The following is a 15,824-nucleotide window of genomic DNA, read 5'->3' on the forward strand; positions in this document are numbered from 1 at the left end:
GCCTGATCCCTCTCGATACGGGATGTCGACAAGCTCGATCCCTACTCGAGGCGAACGGATTGAAGATGCGCCGGGCCGTCAGCAGCTGATCGACCGGCGCCCCCCCTCACCCCTGCCGCGACAGGAAACGCTCGTGCACCGCGGGCGCCATCCGCACCTCGTAGCGCACGCGGTCGCCCTCGACCTGCTGGTCGAGCACCTCGCCGTTGGCGTGGAGCCAGGCCGCCCCCGCGCCGTCACCCGCGTCGAGCGCGATGGCGTAGCGCTGGTGGCCCTGGGTCAGCAGGTCGGCGACGTGGCGGACCAACTCGTCGACCCCCTCGCCCGTCAGCGCCGACAGCGGCACCACGTCGTCACGGCGCGCCGCCTCGTCGAGCAGCTCGGTGCGCGCCTCGCCGTGGAGCAGGTCGAGCTTGTTCCACGCCTCGATCCGCGGTGTCGTCTCGCTCACGCCGACATCGGCGAGCACGCCCTCGACATCGGCCTTCTGCGCCGCGGTGTCGGGATGCGCCACGTCGCGGACGTGGATCAGCAGGTCGGCCGAGACGACCTCCTCCAACGTCGCCTTGAACGCCGCGACCAGCTGGGTCGGCAGCTCCGAGACGAAGCCCACGGTGTCGGACAAAATTGCCTTGTCGATCCCGGGCAGGCTGATCTGGCGCAGCGTCGGGTCGAGCGTGGCGAAGAGCAGGTCCTCCGCCATCACGTGCGCGCCGGTGAGCCGGTTGAACAGCGTCGACTTGCCCGCGTTGGTATAGCCGACCAGCGCGATCACGGGCCAGGGCGCGCGCTGGCGCCGCTCGCGGTGCAGCCCGCGGGTGCGGGTCACCTGCTCCAGCTCGCGCCGCAGCCGCGCCATGCGGTCGCGGATCAGCCGGCGGTCGGCCTCGATCTGGGTCTCGCCGGGACCGCCGAGGAAGCCGAAGCCGCCGCGCTGGCGCTCGAGGTGGGTCCAGCTGCGCACCAGCCGGCCCGATTGATAGTCGAGGTGCGCGAGCTCGACCTGGAGCCGGCCCTCGGCGGTCGCGGCGCGCTCGCCGAAGATCTCGAGGATCAGCCCGGTACGGTCGATCACCTTGGTCTCGAGCGCGGTCTCGAGGTTGCGCTGCTGGATCGGGGTGAGGCTGCCGTCCACGACGACCAGCCCCGCCTCCTCCATCCGCGCGCGCGCGCCGAGTTCCTCGATCTGGCCGGCGCCGATCAGCGTCGCGGCGCGGGGGGTGCGGATGCGCAGCGCGACGCGGTCCGCCACGACCACGCCGATCGCCTCGGCGAGCCCGGCGGTCTCCTCCAGCCGTGCCTCGGCGTCGCGCGACGAGCCGCCGAGATCGGGATAGACCACGATCGCGCGCGCGCCGCGGGCAAATTCGTCGCGGTCGCGCTCGAAGCCGCCGCTCATGCGGGCTTCCTCACTCGTCCTCGCCCGCGGCCTGCTCCTCGGCCAGGTTGAGCGGGCGCGACGGCTGGATCGTCGAGACGGCGTGCTTGTAGACCAGCTGCGACATGCCGTCGCGCTGGAGCAGCATGCAGAACAGGTCAAAGCCCGCGATCGCGCCCTGCAGCATCACGCCGTTGACGAGGAACATCGTCACCGGATCCTCCGACTTGCGCACCGCGGAGAGGAAGATGTCCTGCAACAGCTGCTTCTTGCCGCCCTCGCCGAGCTGGCCGACGATGCCGGCGACGTCGATCGGGCCGGCGGGCATGATGGTGGAGATGGCGTGCTTGTAGATCAGCTGCGACTGGCCGTCACGCCGCAGCAGCACCGAGAAATTGTCGAACCAGGTAACGATGCCCTGGAGCTTGACCCCCTTGACGAGGAACATCGTGACGGGGGTCTTGGACTTGCGCAGCGCGTTGAGGAACAGGTCCTGGAGCGAGGTCTGCTTTTCGGCCATTGGAGGGTCCTTGTTCTTGGCGGGAGGTTCCCCGCGGGGTGCGCCGTTGCCGACGTCGGACGTGTCGCGCTGTAAGCGGCGGGCGTAAAATAGGGTTCCGGCGCGGGCGCGTCTAGGTGGGGGTGAAGCGGTCAGCGGCAGAGGATCGGCAGCACCCTTCCCACCCGTTCGCCTCGAGCAGGCTTCGAGCGCAGTCGAGAAGCCGACCGTCGAGAGGCCGGCGTGTGCGGCACCTCTCGACACGCCGTCTCGACAAGCTCGACGGCTGCTCGAGGCGAACGGTTGGGAGTAGGCGGCGGCGAGGCATTATTCCTGCCCCCTATTCCTCCCGTGTCTCGGTGATCCCCAGCAGCTTCAGCTTCCGGTGCAGCGCCGACCGCTCCATCCCGATGAAGCTCGCCGTACGCGAGATATTGCCCGAGAAGCGCCGGATCTGGACGCGCAGATACTCGCGCTCGAAGGTCTCGCGTGCCTCGCGCAGCGGCGCCCCCATGATCGCGGTAGCGCCCGGTCCGGCGTCGTGGCCGCCGAGCACCTCGGCGGGGAGCAGATCGAGGTCGATGCGGCCGATCCGATCGCCGGGGGCGAGGATGATGGTCCGCTCCACCACGTTGCGCAGCTCGCGTACGTTGCCGGGCCAGTCATAGGACTGGAGCGCCACGAGCGCGTCGGTGGCGATCTCGGGCACCGGCACGCGGCGCTCGGCGGCGTAGTGCGCGACGAAATGCTCGACCAGCGCGGGGATGTCCTCGCGCCGCTCGGCCAGCGGCGGGATCGTCACCGGCACCACGTTGAGGCGATAGTAGAGATCCTCGCGGAAGCGCCCCTCGGCGATCTCCAGCGAGAGGTCGCGCGCGGTCGCGGAAACGACGCGCACGTCGACCTTGACCACGCGCGTGCCGCCGACGCGGGTGAAGCTCTGGTCGGTCAGCACGCGCAGGATGCGCGCCTGGGTCGCCTGCGGCATGTCGGCGATCTCGTCGAGGAACAGCGTCCCGCCATGCGCCTGTTCGAGCAGGCCGGTGCGGACGAGATCGCCCCCCTCCTCCACCCCGAACAACTCCTCCTCGACCCGGTCGGGGCTCATGCCCGCGGTGCTGACGATGACGAAATTGGCATGGGCGCGCTGGCTCCAGCCGTGGAGCAGCCGCGCCGCCACCTCCTTGCCGACGCCGGCGGGGCCGACGATCAGCACCCGGCTACCCGTCCCCGCGACTCGCTTGAGCGTCGCACGCACCGCGTTGACCGCGGTGGAGCTGCCGGTGAGGTCGGTGCCGCGCCCCGAGGCCGCGCGCAGGCTCGCCACCTCGGCGCGCAGCCGCTCGGTCTCGGTCGCGCGCTCGACCATCAGCAGCAGCCGCTCGGCCTGGAACGGCTTCTCGATGAAGTCGGCGGCGCCCTTGCGGATCGCCGCGACCGCGGTGTCGAGCGTGCCATGGCCCGAGATCACCAGCACCGGGATCGAGGGATCGCGCCGCTTGATCTCCTCGAGCAAATCGAGCCCGTCGAGCCGCGAGCCCTGCAGCCACACGTCGAGCAGCACCAGGCTGGGGCGGCGCGTCGCGATCGCTTCCAGCGCGGCGTCGCTGTCGCCCGCCATGCGCGTGTCATAGCCCTCGTCCTCGAGCACGCCGGCCACGAGTTCGCGGATGTCGAGTTCGTCGTCCACGACGAGGATGTCGATCGCCATAGCTGTCTAGATCCGATTCCTGGTCAAAGCGGCGATCGTGCGATCGTCGTCGGTGGAGACCGCGCCGGGCGGGGAAGAATCCTCGGCGGCGAGTGGGGCGAGCAGCGACGCGTCGAACGACAAGGTCACCACGGTGCCGCCGCCCGCGCGGTCGGCGAAGGTCATCGTGCCGAAATGCTCCTCCACGATCTTCTTGACGATCGCGAGCCCCAGCCCGGTGCCGCGCGCGCGCGTGGTCATATAGGGCTCGACGATGCGGTCGCGCTCGAGCGGCAGGCCGACGCCGGTGTCCGCTACCTCGATCACGACGCGGCCCTCGCCCTCGCGCAGCGTCATCGTCACCGCGCCCTCGCTGACGTCGGCGGCCTCGACCGCCTCGACCGCGTTCTTGACGATGTTGGTGAGCGCCTGGCCGATCTGGCGTCGGTCGCACACCAGCGTCGGCGCGGGCTCGTCGTGCTCGAGCACGAAGCGGATCCCGGGATGCGCGACCTCGTGGAGGAACATCGTCTGGCGCGCGATGTCGACCAGCGCTTCCTCGCGGAACACGGGCTTGGGCATGCGCGCGAAGGAGGAGAATTCGTCGACCATGCGGCGCAGGTCGCCGACCTGGCGGACGATCGTGTCGGTCAGCCGCGCGAAGGTGGTGTCGCCCGCCTCGATCTTGCTGCCGTAGCGGCGCTGGAGTCGCTCGGCCGCGAGCTGGATCGGCGTGAGCGGGTTCTTGATCTCATGCGCGATGCGGCGCGCCACGTCGGCCCAGGCGGCGCGGCGCTGGTCGGTCAGCTGCTGGGTGATGTCGTCGAAGGTGATGATCGGCCCGGTACCGTCGCGCGCGATCCGCGCCGCGAACGTGCGCATCTCGCCCTGGACATTGTGCTGGACGTTGGCCTCGCGCGCGCCCTGGTCGAGCATCACGTCGAGCTCGGGCGCGACCGCGCGCAGCACGCGCCCCACCGGCGGTGCGTCGAGCCCCAGCAGAGTCTGCGCCGAGCTATTGACCAGCCGGATCGTGCGGTCCTGCGAGTCGATCGAGATCACCCCGGCCGACACGCCCGACATCACCGCCTCGATCAGCGCGCGCCGATTCTCGAGCTGGGTGTTGGCGGTGACCAGGGCGGTATTCTGCGCCTCCAGCCGCGCGGTCATGCTGTTGAACGCGTTCGCCAGCGTGCCGACCTCGTCGCGCGCCGGAGTCTCGGGCACGCGCGCCGACAGGTCGCCCCCGCCGACCCGCCGCGCGGCGTCGACCAACTCGCCGACCGGGCGCACCAGCCGGTCCGCCACCGCCAGCGCGATCCACACCGCCACCCCGACGATCAGCAGCGAGACGATCAACAACGCGGCGTTGAACCGGAGCTGGAGCGAACGCGCGCGCGCGATCAGCTGGCGATAATCGTTGAGCACCGCCGCGCCGCGATTGAGCTGGTTGGCGAGCTGCGGATCGAACACGCGCGCCGAGTAGAGATAGGTGTGCGGCTGATAATCGAGCCGCGTCAGCGCGCCGACGCGATCGCCCGAGCGCACCACCACCGTGGCGGCCCCGCCCTCGATCCGGTCGATCATCGGCGCGGTGACCACCCGGTCGAGCTGGCGGTCGTAGGGGTTGACTAGCGCGCGCGTGCGCAACTCGCCGTCCTGGCCGCGCTGAACGATCAACGCCTCGGACAGATTGCGCAGATAGAGCTGATAGGCCAGTCCCGCGACGAAGCGCTTGCTCTCGATCGGGTCGTTGCGCAGGTAATCGGCGAGATCCCCCGCCATCGTCATCGTCTCGCGCGCGACGCGATCCGACTCGTTGCGGTAGCTCTCCTGCGCCACCGAGGCGGCATTCTCGAACATGCCGCGCGCGCGGTCCGAGTACCAGAATTGGACACCGTACTGGAAAAGCAGCGACGCGAAGATCGTCACCAGCAGCGCGGGCACCGCCGCCACCAGCGAGAACAGCAGCACGAGGCGGACGTGGAGCCTGCCCTCGCCGCCGACGGGCGACTGCGCGGCGCGGTTGAGCGCGATGCGTCGGCCCAGCAGGATCATCAGCGCGATGCCGGCGACCAGATTGGCGACGAGCAGCAGCGCCACCACCGGCGGCTCGATCAGCGCGGAGGCGCCGCCCTCGCTGCGCACCGTGAAATAGCTGCCGACGCCGATCGCGACCGCCACCGCCAGCACCGCGAGCTCCAGCGCGGGCGTCACCGTCGGGCGCCGGCGGGCGGGCGACGTGGAAGAGGAAGAGGGAGTGACTCCCGCGATCATCGCTCCCCCGCTACAACATCGGTGTTGCACAGAGAACACATATTTCGGCGGTCTATCCCTCGCCTGGCGCCGATGATCGCGCGACGGGCTCGATCCCCAGCGCGTCGAGGCGCTTGCGCAACGTATTGCGGTTGAGCCCGATGGCGCGCGCGGCGCGCAGCTGGTTGCCGCCGTGGCGCGCCAGCATCGCTTCGATCAACGGCCGCTCCACCGCGCCGATCACGCGATCATACAGCGAGCCGTCGTCGAGCGCGCGCGGCTCCTCGCGCGACAGCCGCTCGATCATCGCGCGCACCGCCGCCTCGATCCCGGGGTCGGGCAGCGTCTCGGCCAGCGGCGGGGCGGCGCCGATCGTCGCCACCACCTCGGCCGCGCCGATCCGGTCGTCGCGCGAGAGCGCGGCGAGGCGGCGCATGAGATTCTCCAGCTCGCGCACGTTGCCGGGCCAGTCGTGCGCCTCGAGCGCGGCGACCGCCTCGGCGGCGAGCGTCTTGCGCGGCAGCCCCGCCTCGGCGGCGCGGTCGAGGAAATGGCGCGCCAGCTCGGCGATGTCGCCGCGGCGTTCGCGTAGCGCGGGCAGCGCGACCGGCACGACGTTGAGGCGATAATAGAGGTCCTCGCGGAACTGCCCGCCGGCGACCGCCTGTTGCAGGTCGCGGTTGGTGGCGGCGACGATGCGGACATCGGCCCGGATCGTGCGCGCGCCGCCCACCGTGGTGAACTCGCCCGACTGGAGGACGCGCAGCAGCCGCGTCTGCGCCTCGATCGGCATGTCGCCGATCTCGTCGAGGAACAGCGTGCCGCCGGCGGCCTGCTCGAAGCGGCCCGCGCTGCGCTGCGCCGCGCCGGTGAAGGCGCCGCGCTCATGCCCGAACAGCTCGGCCTCGATCAGCTCGCGCGGGATCGCCGCCATGTTGATCGGCACGAACGGCGCGGCACGGCGCGCGCCGAGATCGTGGATCGCGCGCGCGACCAGCTCCTTGCCCGTGCCCGACTCGCCCGAGACCAGCACCGTCAGATCGTTCGAGATCACGCGCGCGATGACGCGATACACGTCCTGCATCGCGGGCGAGCGGCCGATCAGCGGCAGCTGCTCCTCCTCGACCGCGCGGTCCTCCGCCGCCGCGCCGCCGCGCTTGAGCGCCGCCGCGACGGTGCGCGTCAGCGTGTCGAGATCGAACGGCTTGGGGAGATAGTCGTACGCCCCCGCCTCGGTGGCGCGCACCGCGGTGGTGAGCGTGTTGCGCGCGGAGAGCACGATCACCGGCATGTCGGGGCGCTCGCTCGCGAGCCGGCCGGCATGGTCGATGCCGTCGCCGTCGGGCAGCACCACGTCGGTCACCAGCACGTCGGGCGGGTGGGTGCGCAGCTCGCGCGTCATATCGGCGAGACTGGCGGCGGTGCGCACCGTGTGACCGGCGCGGCGCAGCGCGTGCGCCACCACGGTGCGCACCGCATCGTCGTCGTCGACGATCAGGATCTTGCCGCCGGTCACGCGGCGCGCGGCAGCAGCAGGCGGAAGACGGTGTGGTGCGGCTGGCCCTCGCGCGCATATTGCACGATCCCGCCCATGTCGCGCACCAGCTTGTCGACCAGCGCCAGCCCCAGCCCCTTGCCCTCGGGCCGGCCCGACACGAACGGGTCGAAGAGATGGTCGGCGATGTCGTCGGGCGCGCCCGGCCCGGTGTCGATCACGCACAGCTCGATCGGCAGCGCGACGCGCTCGCGCCCCTTGCCCGTCGCCACGGTGATGCCGTGGCGATAGGCGGTGGTGAGCGTGATGCGCCGCTCGCCGCGCTCGCCCAGCGCCGCGGCCGCGTTCTTGAGCAGATTGAGCACCACCTGGAGCAGTGCGTCGCGGTTGCCCAGCACCGGCGGCAGCGACGGGTCGTAGCGCTCCTCGATCGGGATGTCGCGCGCGAACCCCGCCAGCGCCACGCCGCGCGCGTGCGCCAGCAGCGGGTAGATGTTGAGCGGCGTCACCTCGCGCGGCCGGGTGTCGGTGAAATCCTCCATATGGTCGATCAGCGCGGCGATGCGGTCGACCTCGGTGATGACCAGGCCGGTGAGTTCGTCGGGCGACGCGCCGTCGGCGATCAGCTGCGCGGCGCCGCGGATGCTCGACAGCGGGTTCTTGATCTCATGCGCCAGCATCGCCGCCGCCCCGACCGCGGCGCGCGCCGCCGCGGCGCGGTCGCCCGAGACGCCGAGTCGACGCGACGCCGCGGCATGGTGGAGCGTGATCGTGCGCCAGCCCGGCTGGTCGACCACCGCCGCCTCGACCAGGTCGACGCGGATGCGGACACCGCCGCGCATCTCCAGCTCGATGTCGAAGGCGGCGAAGGCGTGCCCCGCACGCCGCGTCTCGGCGTCGGCGACGCCGAGCAGCTCGGCGACGGTCTGCCCGCGCATCGCGCGCTCGGAGAGGTTGAGCAGCGTCTCGGCCTCGGCGTTGGCGCGCTCGACACGATCCTCGGGGTCGACCACCAGCACCGCGACCGGCAACGCGGCGAGCAGCTCGGCCTCGCTCGGCCCGCGCTGCGTCGATCTCACGCGGCGTCCCGCATCCGGTGCGGCGCGTAGAAGTCGGCGAGCATCGCCTTGACCCGCTCGGGGTCAGGCTCCTGGTTCACCGCGTTGCGGAACTCGGCCGAGCCGTGAATCCCCTTGGTGTACCAGCCGATATGCTTGCGCGCCATGTTGACGCCGGTGACGATGCCGTAATGGCTCAGCATCATCTCATAATGTTCTGAGATCACGGCATATTGCTCGTCGAGCGTCGGGTCGGGCCGACGCTCGCCGGTGGCGAACCAGTGCATCACCTGGCCGAGCAGCCACGGGCGGCCATAGGCACCGCGGCCGATCATGATCCCATCCGCGCCGGACTGCGCCAGCGCGGTCTCGGCGTCGTCGATCCCGCAGATGTCGCCGTTGACGATCACGGGGATCGAGACGGCCTCCTTGACCGAGCGGACGAAGCCCCAGTCGGCGCTGCCCTTGTACATCTGGTTGCGGGTGCGGCCGTGGACCGTGACCATGCGGACGCCGAGATCCTCGGCGATGCGCGCCAGCTCGGGCGCGTTGAGGCTGTCGTGGCACCAGCCCATCCGCATCTTGAGCGTCACCGGCGCATCGACCGCGCGCACCACTTCCTTCACGATCGCCGCGGCGAGCCCGAGGTCGCGCATCAGCGCCGAGCCGGCGTCGCCGTTGGTGACCTTGCGGACCGGGCAGCCCATGTTGATGTCGATGATCGCGGCGCCCTTGTCGCGCGCGAGCCGCGCCGCCTCGCCCATCTCGTGCGGGGTGCAGCCGACCAGCTGCATCGACACCGGCTCCTCCGAGACGTGCCACATCGCCTTCTGCAGCGACTGGCGCGTCTCGCGGATCGCCGCCTGGCTCGCGATCATCTCGGTGACGTTGAGCCCCGAGCCGTAGCGGCGGACCAGGGTACGGAACGGCTGGTCGGAGACACCGGTCATCGGCGCGAGCACGACCGGCTGGTCGATGCTCACCTCGCCGATGCGGATCGGCGTGAGCCGAGGAGGAAGAGGCTGATTCATCGCTGCTGCTCGAAAAATGGGCAGGTAGTCGACGCGCACCGCTCTGGCAAGCTCGGCGCGGAGCGGCTAGGGCGCGCCGCCATGACCACGGTCGCCCTCATCGTCGCCGCCGGCAGCGGCTCGCGCAGCGGCAGCGCCGCGCCCAAGCAATATGCGCCCGTCGCGGGTCGGCCGATGATCGCGTGGAGCCACGAGGCGCTGTCGGCGCATCCGGCGATCGATCGCGTGATCGTCGTGATCGGCGCGGGGCAGCAGGTGCTGCTGGAGGCGGCGGTGCCCGGCGCCGAGTGGGTGACCGGTGGCGTCGAGCGACGCGACTCGGTGCGCGCGGGGCTCGACGCCGCGGCGGACGCGACGCGCGTGCTGGTGCATGACGCGGCGCGGCCGTTCGTGCCGCAGGCCTTGGTCGACCGGCTGCTCGCCGCGCTCGACGATGCGCCGGGCGCGATCCCGGTGCTGCCGGTCGCGGATACCTTGGTAGCCGCGGACGGTGCTACGATCGCCCGCGAGACACTCGCGCGCGTGCAGACGCCGCAGGCGTTCGACGCCGCGACCCTGGCGCGCGCCCACGCGGCATGGGACGGCGGTGCGGCGACCGACGACGCCCAGATGGTGCGCGCGCTCGGGCTGAGCGTGGCGCAGGTCGAAGGGGACATGATGCTCGACAAGATCACCTATCCCGCCGATTTCGCCGCCGCGGCGGCGCGCGTCGGCGTGGAGACCCGCTCGGCGAGCGGCTTCGACGTGCACCGGCTCGAGGACGGCGAGGAGCTGTGGCTCGGCGGCGTGCTGATCCCTCACCACCAGGGTCTCTCCGGCCACAGCGACGCCGACGTGGCGCTCCACGCCATCACCGACGCGGTGCTCGGCACGATCGCGGCGGGCGACATCGGCACGCACTTCCCGCCGAGCGATCCGCGCTGGCGCGGTGCGGAATCGGGACAGTTCCTCGCCCACGCGCGCTCGCTGGTCGAGGCACGTGGTGGCCGCGTCACCTTCGTCGACCTCACCTTGATGTGCGAGGCGCCCAAGATCGGCCCGCACCGCGCCGCGATGCAGGCGCGGATCGCGGAACTTCTCGGCCTCTCGACCGATCGGGTGAGCGTGAAAGCGACCACCACCGAGCGACTCGGCTTCACCGGCCGTGGGGAAGGAATCGCCGCGCAGGCGGTCGCCACCGTGACGCTGCCGGGCGGGCTGGACGCATGAACCGCTTCGCCTCGCTCGCCGCGGCGCTGGCCGGCGTCGCCCTTCTCGCCGCGCCCCCGGCCGCCGCGCAGGACCGCTGCCTGTCGAGCACCGACGCCGAGTCGATCGCTTTGGTCGCCCTGCCCGAGATCATCCGCGACGCCGGTCGCGTCTGCGCCGCGCTGCCCGCCTCCAGCCTGCTGCGGAAGTCGGACAGCGCTTTGCTCCAGAAGTACGACCGCGAGGCCGACCGCGCCTGGCCCGCGGCGCGCACCGCGATCGCCAAGCTCAGCGACCCGGCGGTGGAACTGCTGCTGCTCAGCGACTATGCGCGCCCGATGCTGACCTCGCTCTTCGCGCCGCAGATCACCGGGCGGATCCAGCCCGGCGACTGTGGGACGCTCGACCGGCTGGTGACATTGCTCGAGCCGCTGCCGGCGCGCAACACCGCGGGCATCGTCGTCGCGACGCTGCAATATCTCAAGGCCGAGAAGAACAAGGGCAAGCGCGACGCCATCCCCGACCTGCCGGTCTGCGCCGCGGTGACCGCGCGGTGAGCGACGACGTCCTCCCCCAGCAGCTGGTCGACGCGGCGCGCCGCGTGATCGAGGCCAACCGTGCCGCCGGGCGCCGCGTCGCGGTGGCGGAGAGCTGCACCGGCGGGCTCGTCTCCGCCGCGCTGACCGAGATCGCGGGCTCGTCCGACGTGTTCGACGCCGGCTTCATCACCTATTCCAACGAGGCCAAGCAGCGCCAGCTGCGGGTGAGCGGCGACGTGCTCGACACGTTCGGCGCGGTCTCGATCGCGGTGGCGTGGAGCATGGCGCAGGGCGCGCTGGCGCAGTCCGAGGCCGACGTCGCGGTGGCGATCACCGGCGTCGCGGGGCCGGGCGGCGGGACCGAGAAGAAGCCCGTCGGCACGGTGGTGTTCGCGCGTGCCGAACGCGCAGGGGATCCCGCCAACGTGGTCGCGGACAAGCGCTTCTTCGGCGACCTCGGCCGCGCCGGGGTGCGGCTTCAGGCGGCGCTGTGCGCGCTGGAGCTGCTGCTGCCCGAACCCGACGAGGAGCCAGCGACCGAATCGCCGTAGAGCGCGCGCGCGCGCTCCTCGAACGCGCCGATCATCCGGCGCAGCGCGACGCCGAACACCTGACCGGCGAGCATCTCGAACATGCGGTTCTTGAACGCGAAGTCGACGGTGAAGTCGACCAGCGAACCGCCCTCCCCGTCGGGGCGGAAACGCCAGTCGTTGTGGAGATACTTGAGCGGCCCGTCGACATATTCGACGCGGATCGTGTCCGCGCGCGCCTTGGCGACCTTCGAGGTGAAGGTCTCGCGAAGTCCCTTGAAGCCGACGATCATGTCCGCCAGCGTCTCGGTGTCACCGTCGCGGCGCACGCGCATCGCGGTGACCCAGGGCAGGAACTCGGGGTAGCGGCGCACGTCCGCGACCAGGTCGAACATCTGCTCGGGGCTGTAGGGCAGCCGGCGGGTCTCGCTATGCTTGGGCAAGCTTGGCCTCGCGCGCTGCCCGCATCTTCGCGAAATCGTCGCCGGCGTGGTAGCTCGACCGAGTCAGCGGCGAGGACGCCACCAGAAGGAAGCCCTTGGCGCGGGCGATCGCGGCGTAGGCGTCGAACGCCTTGGGGGGCACGAACTCGGCCACCTTGGCGTGGCGCGGGGTGGGCTGGAGATACTGGCCCATCGTCAGGAAATCGATGTCGGCCGAGCGCATGTCATCCATCACCTGATGGACCTCGAGCCGCTCCTCGCCGAGCCCGAGCATGATGCCGGACTTGGTGAAGATCGACGGGTCGAGCTTCTTGACGCTCTCGAGCAGTCGGATCGAGGCGTAATAGCGCGCGCCGGGCCGGATCGTCGGGTACAGCCGCGGCACGGTTTCCAGATTGTGATTATACACGTCTGGGCGCGCCGCGACGATGGCCTCCACCGCGGCTTCGTGCTTGTTGCGGAAATCGGGTGTGAGGATCTCGATCGTCGTCCGTGGGTTGGTGCGGCGGATCGCCTCGATCACCCGTACGAACTGCCGCGCGCCGCCATCGGGCAGGTCGTCGCGGTCGACGGAGGTGACGACGATATGCTCCAGGCCCATCTGCGCGGCGGCGTCGGCGACGTTCTGCGGCTCCATCGGGTCGACCGCGCGCGGCATGCCCGTCTTGACGTTGCAGAAGGCGCAGGCGCGCGTGCAGGTGTCGCCCAGGATCATCACGGTCGCGTGCTTCTTGGTCCAGCACTCCCCGATGTTCGGGCAGGCGGCCTCCTCGCACACGGTGGTGAGGCTCTTCGAGCGCATCAGCGCGCGCGTGGCGGCGAAGCCCTCGCTGGTGGGCGCCTTGACGCGGATCCAGTCGGGTTTGCGCTGGCGCGCGGGAGCCGGAAGCGGAGTCATCTCGTTCATGCCGTCGCAGATAGCGGCTGGCCGTCTTCGAAACAACGGAAGGGTAACTGACGAATGAGCAAGTTCCACGATATGATCGACGGCTACTACCGCTTTCGCGGTAACGAGTGGCTGGAGGAGCGCGAGCGCTGGACCGAGCTGGCCAGCGGCCAGTCGCCCAAGGTGATGGTGATCGCCTGCTCCGATAGCCGGGTCGATCCCGCCACCATCTTCGGCAGCCGCCCGGGCGAGGTGTTCGTGGTGCGCAACGTCGCCGCGCTGGTGCCGCCGTTCGAGACCGGCGGCGGGCGCCACGGCGTCTCGGCCGCGCTCGAGTTCGCGGTCACCGTGCTCCAGGTCGAGGAAGTGCTGGTGCTCGGGCACGGCGCGTGCGGCGGCGTCAAGGCGGCGCTGTCGGGCGATCTCAAGCAGGCCGAGCCGGGCCATGGCGGCTTCGTCGCGGCGTGGATCGACCTGCTCGACGACGCGCGCGAGAAGGTGATCCACGAGCACGGCAAGGGGCCTGAAGGTCAGACCGCGCTGGAGCAGGAGGGCGTCAAGGTCTCGCTGGCGAACCTGATGACCTTCCCGTTCGTGCAGGAGCGGGTCGAGGCCGGCAAGCTGCGACTGCACGGCGCGGTCTTCGCGATCGCCGACGGCAAGCTGCGCGTGCTGCAGGACGACGGCCACTTCGAGCCGGCGTGATCGGGTTGGGGGCGTCTGCGGAGGCGGGCGCCCCGTTCCTGCGCAACGCATCTCCACCCATCCCCGGCTCTCGGACCCTTTGCACAACCCTCCCGTCATCCCGGACTTGTTCCGGGATCCACCCCACCGCGAGAGCAACGCGCACTGCGTTCGCGGGTCGGCGGATCCCGGAACAAGTCCGGGATGACGGATGATGAGGAACGTTCGGCGACTCTCGTGAAGGTCCGGCGCACGCCGGGGGGCGTAAGGGGAAAGGGGGCTCCCCTATCCCTCTCCCCTCACCCCGCCTTGGGCGCCACCAGCGCGTCGCTATCCTTCGGCAGCTCGGCGGTCACCTTGATGTTCAGCTCCTTGAGCTGCTTGGCCGAGACGAAGCTCGGCGCGCCCATCATCAGGTCCTCGGCCTTCTGCGTCATCGGGAAGACGATGACCTCGCGGATGTTGGGCTCGTCGGCGAGCAGCATCACGATCCGGTCGATCCCCGGCGCCGACCCGCCGTGCGGCGGCGCGCCGAACTTGAAGGCGTTGATCATGCCGGCGAAATTGGTGTCGACGTCGGCCTTGGTATAGCCCGCGATCTCGAACGCCTTGTACATGATGTCGGGGCGGTGATTACGGATCGCGCCCGACGACAGCTCGATGCCGTTGCAGACGATGTCGTACTGATAGGCGAGGATGTCGAGCGGGTCCTTGGTCTCCAGCGCCTCCAGCTCGCCCTGCGGCATCGAGAAGGGATTGTGGCTGAAGTCGATCTTCTTGTTGTCCTCGTCATATTCGAACATCGGGAAGTCGACGATCCAGCAGAACTCGAAGCGCGACGTGTCGATCAGCCCGAGCTGGTCGGCGACGCGGGTGCGCGCCAGCCCGGCGAGCTTGGCCGCTTGCGCCTCCTTGCCGGCGGCGAAGAACAGCCCGTCGTCCGGCCCGAGCGCGAGCGCGTCGGCGAGCGCGTTCATCTTCTCCTCGCCATGGTTCTTGGCGATCGGGCCGCCCCACTCGCCTGCCTTGCGGGTGGCATAGCCGAGCCCGGCATAGCCCTCGCCCTGCGCCCAGGCGTTCATGTCGTCGAAGAACTTGCGGCTCTTGTCGGCGGTGTTCGGCGCCGGGATCGCGCGCACCACGTCGCCCGCCTCCACGATCGACGCGAATCGGCCGAAGCCCGAGCCGACGAACTGCGCGCCGACGTCGCTGATGATCAAAGGGTTGCGCAGGTCGGGCTTGTCGTTGCCATATTTGAGCATCGACTCGCGGTAGGGGATGCGGCGGAACGGTAGCGCGGAGACGGTGCGTCCCTTGCCCTGCCAGTCCGCAAATTCTTCGAACACACCGTGGAGCACGGGTTCGATCGCGGCGAAGACGTCGTCCTGCGTGACGAAGCTCATCTCGAAGTCGAGCTGGTAGAATTCGCCCGGGCTGCGGTCGGCGCGCGCGTCCTCGTCGCGGAAGCAGGGAGCGATCTGGAAATAGCGGTCGAAGCCCGCCACCATCAGCAGCTGCTTGAACATCTGCGGCGCCTGCGGCAGCGCGTAGAACTTGCCGGGGTGGACGCGGCTGGGCACCAGATAGTCGCGCGCGCCTTCGGGCGACGAGGCGGTCAGGATCGGCGTCTGGAACTCGGTGAAGCCCTGTTCCACCATGCGGCGCCGGATCGAGGCGATCACGCTCGAGCGCAGCATGATGTTGGCGTGGAGCTTGTCGCGGCGCAGGTCGAGGTAGCGGTTGCGCAGCCGGATCTCCTCCGGATATTCGGCGTCGCCGAACACGGGCATCGGCAGCTCGGCCGCCGCGCTCTGCACCGTCGCGGCGCGCGCATAGACCTCGATCTCGCCGGTCGCGAGCGCGCCGTTCACCGTCGCCTCGCTGCGGCGCTTCACCTCGCCGTCGATCGTCACTACCGACTCGACGCGCACGCCCTCGAGCAGCGCCAGCGCGGGCGAATCGCTGTCGGCGACGATCTGGGTGACGCCATAATGGTCGCGCAGGTCGACGAAGAGCACGCCGCCATGGTCGCGCTTGCGATGCACCCAACCCGAGAGGCGGACGGTCTGGCCCGCGTCGTCGGCGGTCAGCGCGGCACAGGTGTGGGAGCGATAGGCGTGCATGGGGCGGAAACTCTGGCTACGGCG

General features: G+C 70.5%; 14 protein-coding genes. 4 read left to right on the top strand and 10 right to left on the bottom strand.

Annotated features, from left to right (window positions below):
• Positions 1 to 106 precede the first annotated feature (106 nt).
• The 7 genes from hflX to dusB form a co-directional block, all read right to left on the bottom strand.
• The gene (gene hflX, locus EV292_RS04840) at positions 107 to 1,399 is read right to left on the bottom strand and encodes a GTPase HflX (RefSeq protein ID WP_132907983.1); all 1,293 of its coding nucleotides are present in this window, start codon (positions 1,397 to 1,399) and stop codon (positions 107 to 109) included.
• 10 nt (positions 1,400 to 1,409) lie between these two features.
• Positions 1,410 to 2,141 carry an RNA chaperone Hfq gene (hfq, locus tag EV292_RS04845; protein WP_279432400.1) on the bottom strand — a complete coding sequence of 244 codons (732 nt, stop codon included), beginning with the start codon at positions 2,139 to 2,141 and terminating at the stop codon, positions 1,410 to 1,412.
• Positions 2,142 to 2,217: 76 nt separating this feature from the next.
• Positions 2,218 to 3,588, bottom strand: coding sequence for a sigma-54 dependent transcriptional regulator (locus EV292_RS04850; RefSeq protein ID WP_132907985.1), 1,371 nt, complete (start codon positions 3,586 to 3,588; stop codon positions 2,218 to 2,220).
• A gap of 6 nt (positions 3,589 to 3,594) precedes the next feature.
• Complete coding sequence (locus EV292_RS04855) at positions 3,595 to 5,784, bottom strand: ATP-binding protein (RefSeq protein WP_347812572.1); 2,190 nt, start codon at positions 5,782 to 5,784, stop codon at positions 3,595 to 3,597.
• 112 nt (positions 5,785 to 5,896) lie between these two features.
• Positions 5,897 to 7,339, bottom strand: a complete 1,443-nt coding sequence (gene ntrC, locus EV292_RS04860; RefSeq protein WP_132907987.1) for a nitrogen regulation protein NR(I) — start codon at positions 7,337 to 7,339, stop codon at positions 5,897 to 5,899.
• Entirely contained in the window at positions 7,336 to 8,397 is a 1,062-nt protein-coding gene (locus EV292_RS04865; protein WP_132907988.1) for an ATP-binding protein, read from the bottom strand. Before EV292_RS04865 ends, ntrC begins: the two co-directional genes overlap by 4 nt.
• Entirely contained in the window at positions 8,394 to 9,407 is a 1,014-nt protein-coding gene (gene dusB, locus EV292_RS04870) for a tRNA dihydrouridine synthase DusB (RefSeq protein ID WP_132907989.1), read from the bottom strand. The genes EV292_RS04865 and dusB overlap by 4 nt, the downstream gene beginning before the upstream one ends.
• Positions 9,408 to 9,488: 81 nt before the next feature.
• On the opposite strand from dusB, the gene EV292_RS04875 reads away from it, so the two are divergent.
• The 3 genes from EV292_RS04875 to EV292_RS04885 are packed head-to-tail and all read left to right on the top strand — an operon-like array spanning position 9,489 to position 11,685.
• Positions 9,489 to 10,616: a bifunctional 2-C-methyl-D-erythritol 4-phosphate cytidylyltransferase/2-C-methyl-D-erythritol 2,4-cyclodiphosphate synthase gene (locus EV292_RS04875; protein WP_132907990.1), complete on the top strand. Its 1,128-nt coding sequence runs from the start codon at positions 9,489 to 9,491 to the stop codon at positions 10,614 to 10,616.
• On the top strand, positions 10,613 to 11,152 hold the full coding sequence (locus EV292_RS04880) for a hypothetical protein (protein WP_132907991.1): 540 nt from the start codon (positions 10,613 to 10,615) through the stop codon (positions 11,150 to 11,152). The genes EV292_RS04875 and EV292_RS04880 overlap by 4 nt, the downstream gene beginning before the upstream one ends.
• Positions 11,149 to 11,685 carry a CinA family protein gene (locus EV292_RS04885; RefSeq protein ID WP_132907992.1) on the top strand — a complete coding sequence of 179 codons (537 nt, stop codon included), beginning with the start codon at positions 11,149 to 11,151 and terminating at the stop codon, positions 11,683 to 11,685. The genes EV292_RS04880 and EV292_RS04885 overlap by 4 nt, the downstream gene beginning before the upstream one ends.
• On the opposite strand, the gene EV292_RS04890 is transcribed toward EV292_RS04885, so the two are convergent.
• Positions 11,613 to 12,107: a type II toxin-antitoxin system RatA family toxin gene (locus EV292_RS04890; protein ID WP_132907993.1), complete on the bottom strand. Its 495-nt coding sequence runs from the start codon at positions 12,105 to 12,107 to the stop codon at positions 11,613 to 11,615. The two genes, EV292_RS04885 and EV292_RS04890, sit on opposite strands and share 73 nt — an antisense overlap.
• The gene (gene lipA, locus EV292_RS04895) at positions 12,094 to 13,014 is read right to left on the bottom strand and encodes a lipoyl synthase (protein ID WP_132907994.1); all 921 of its coding nucleotides are present in this window, start codon (positions 13,012 to 13,014) and stop codon (positions 12,094 to 12,096) included. Before lipA ends, EV292_RS04890 begins: the two co-directional genes overlap by 14 nt.
• 54 nt (positions 13,015 to 13,068) lie before the next feature.
• Between lipA and EV292_RS04900 the strand changes: the two genes are divergently transcribed.
• Positions 13,069 to 13,698: a carbonic anhydrase gene (locus EV292_RS04900; protein ID WP_132907995.1), complete on the top strand. Its 630-nt coding sequence runs from the start codon at positions 13,069 to 13,071 to the stop codon at positions 13,696 to 13,698.
• 278 nt (positions 13,699 to 13,976) lie between these two features.
• Here EV292_RS04900 and aspS read toward each other — a convergent pair whose 3' ends face one another.
• A complete protein-coding gene (gene aspS / locus EV292_RS04905) occupies positions 13,977 to 15,800 on the bottom strand; it encodes an aspartate--tRNA ligase (protein ID WP_132907996.1) in 1,824 nt (607 codons plus the stop codon).
• Between the last annotated feature and the right edge of the window lie 24 nt (positions 15,801 to 15,824).

Source organism: Sphingomonas sp. BK235, from assembly GCF_004345855.1.
Classification (GTDB): Bacteria; Pseudomonadota; Alphaproteobacteria; order Sphingomonadales; family Sphingomonadaceae; genus Sphingomonas.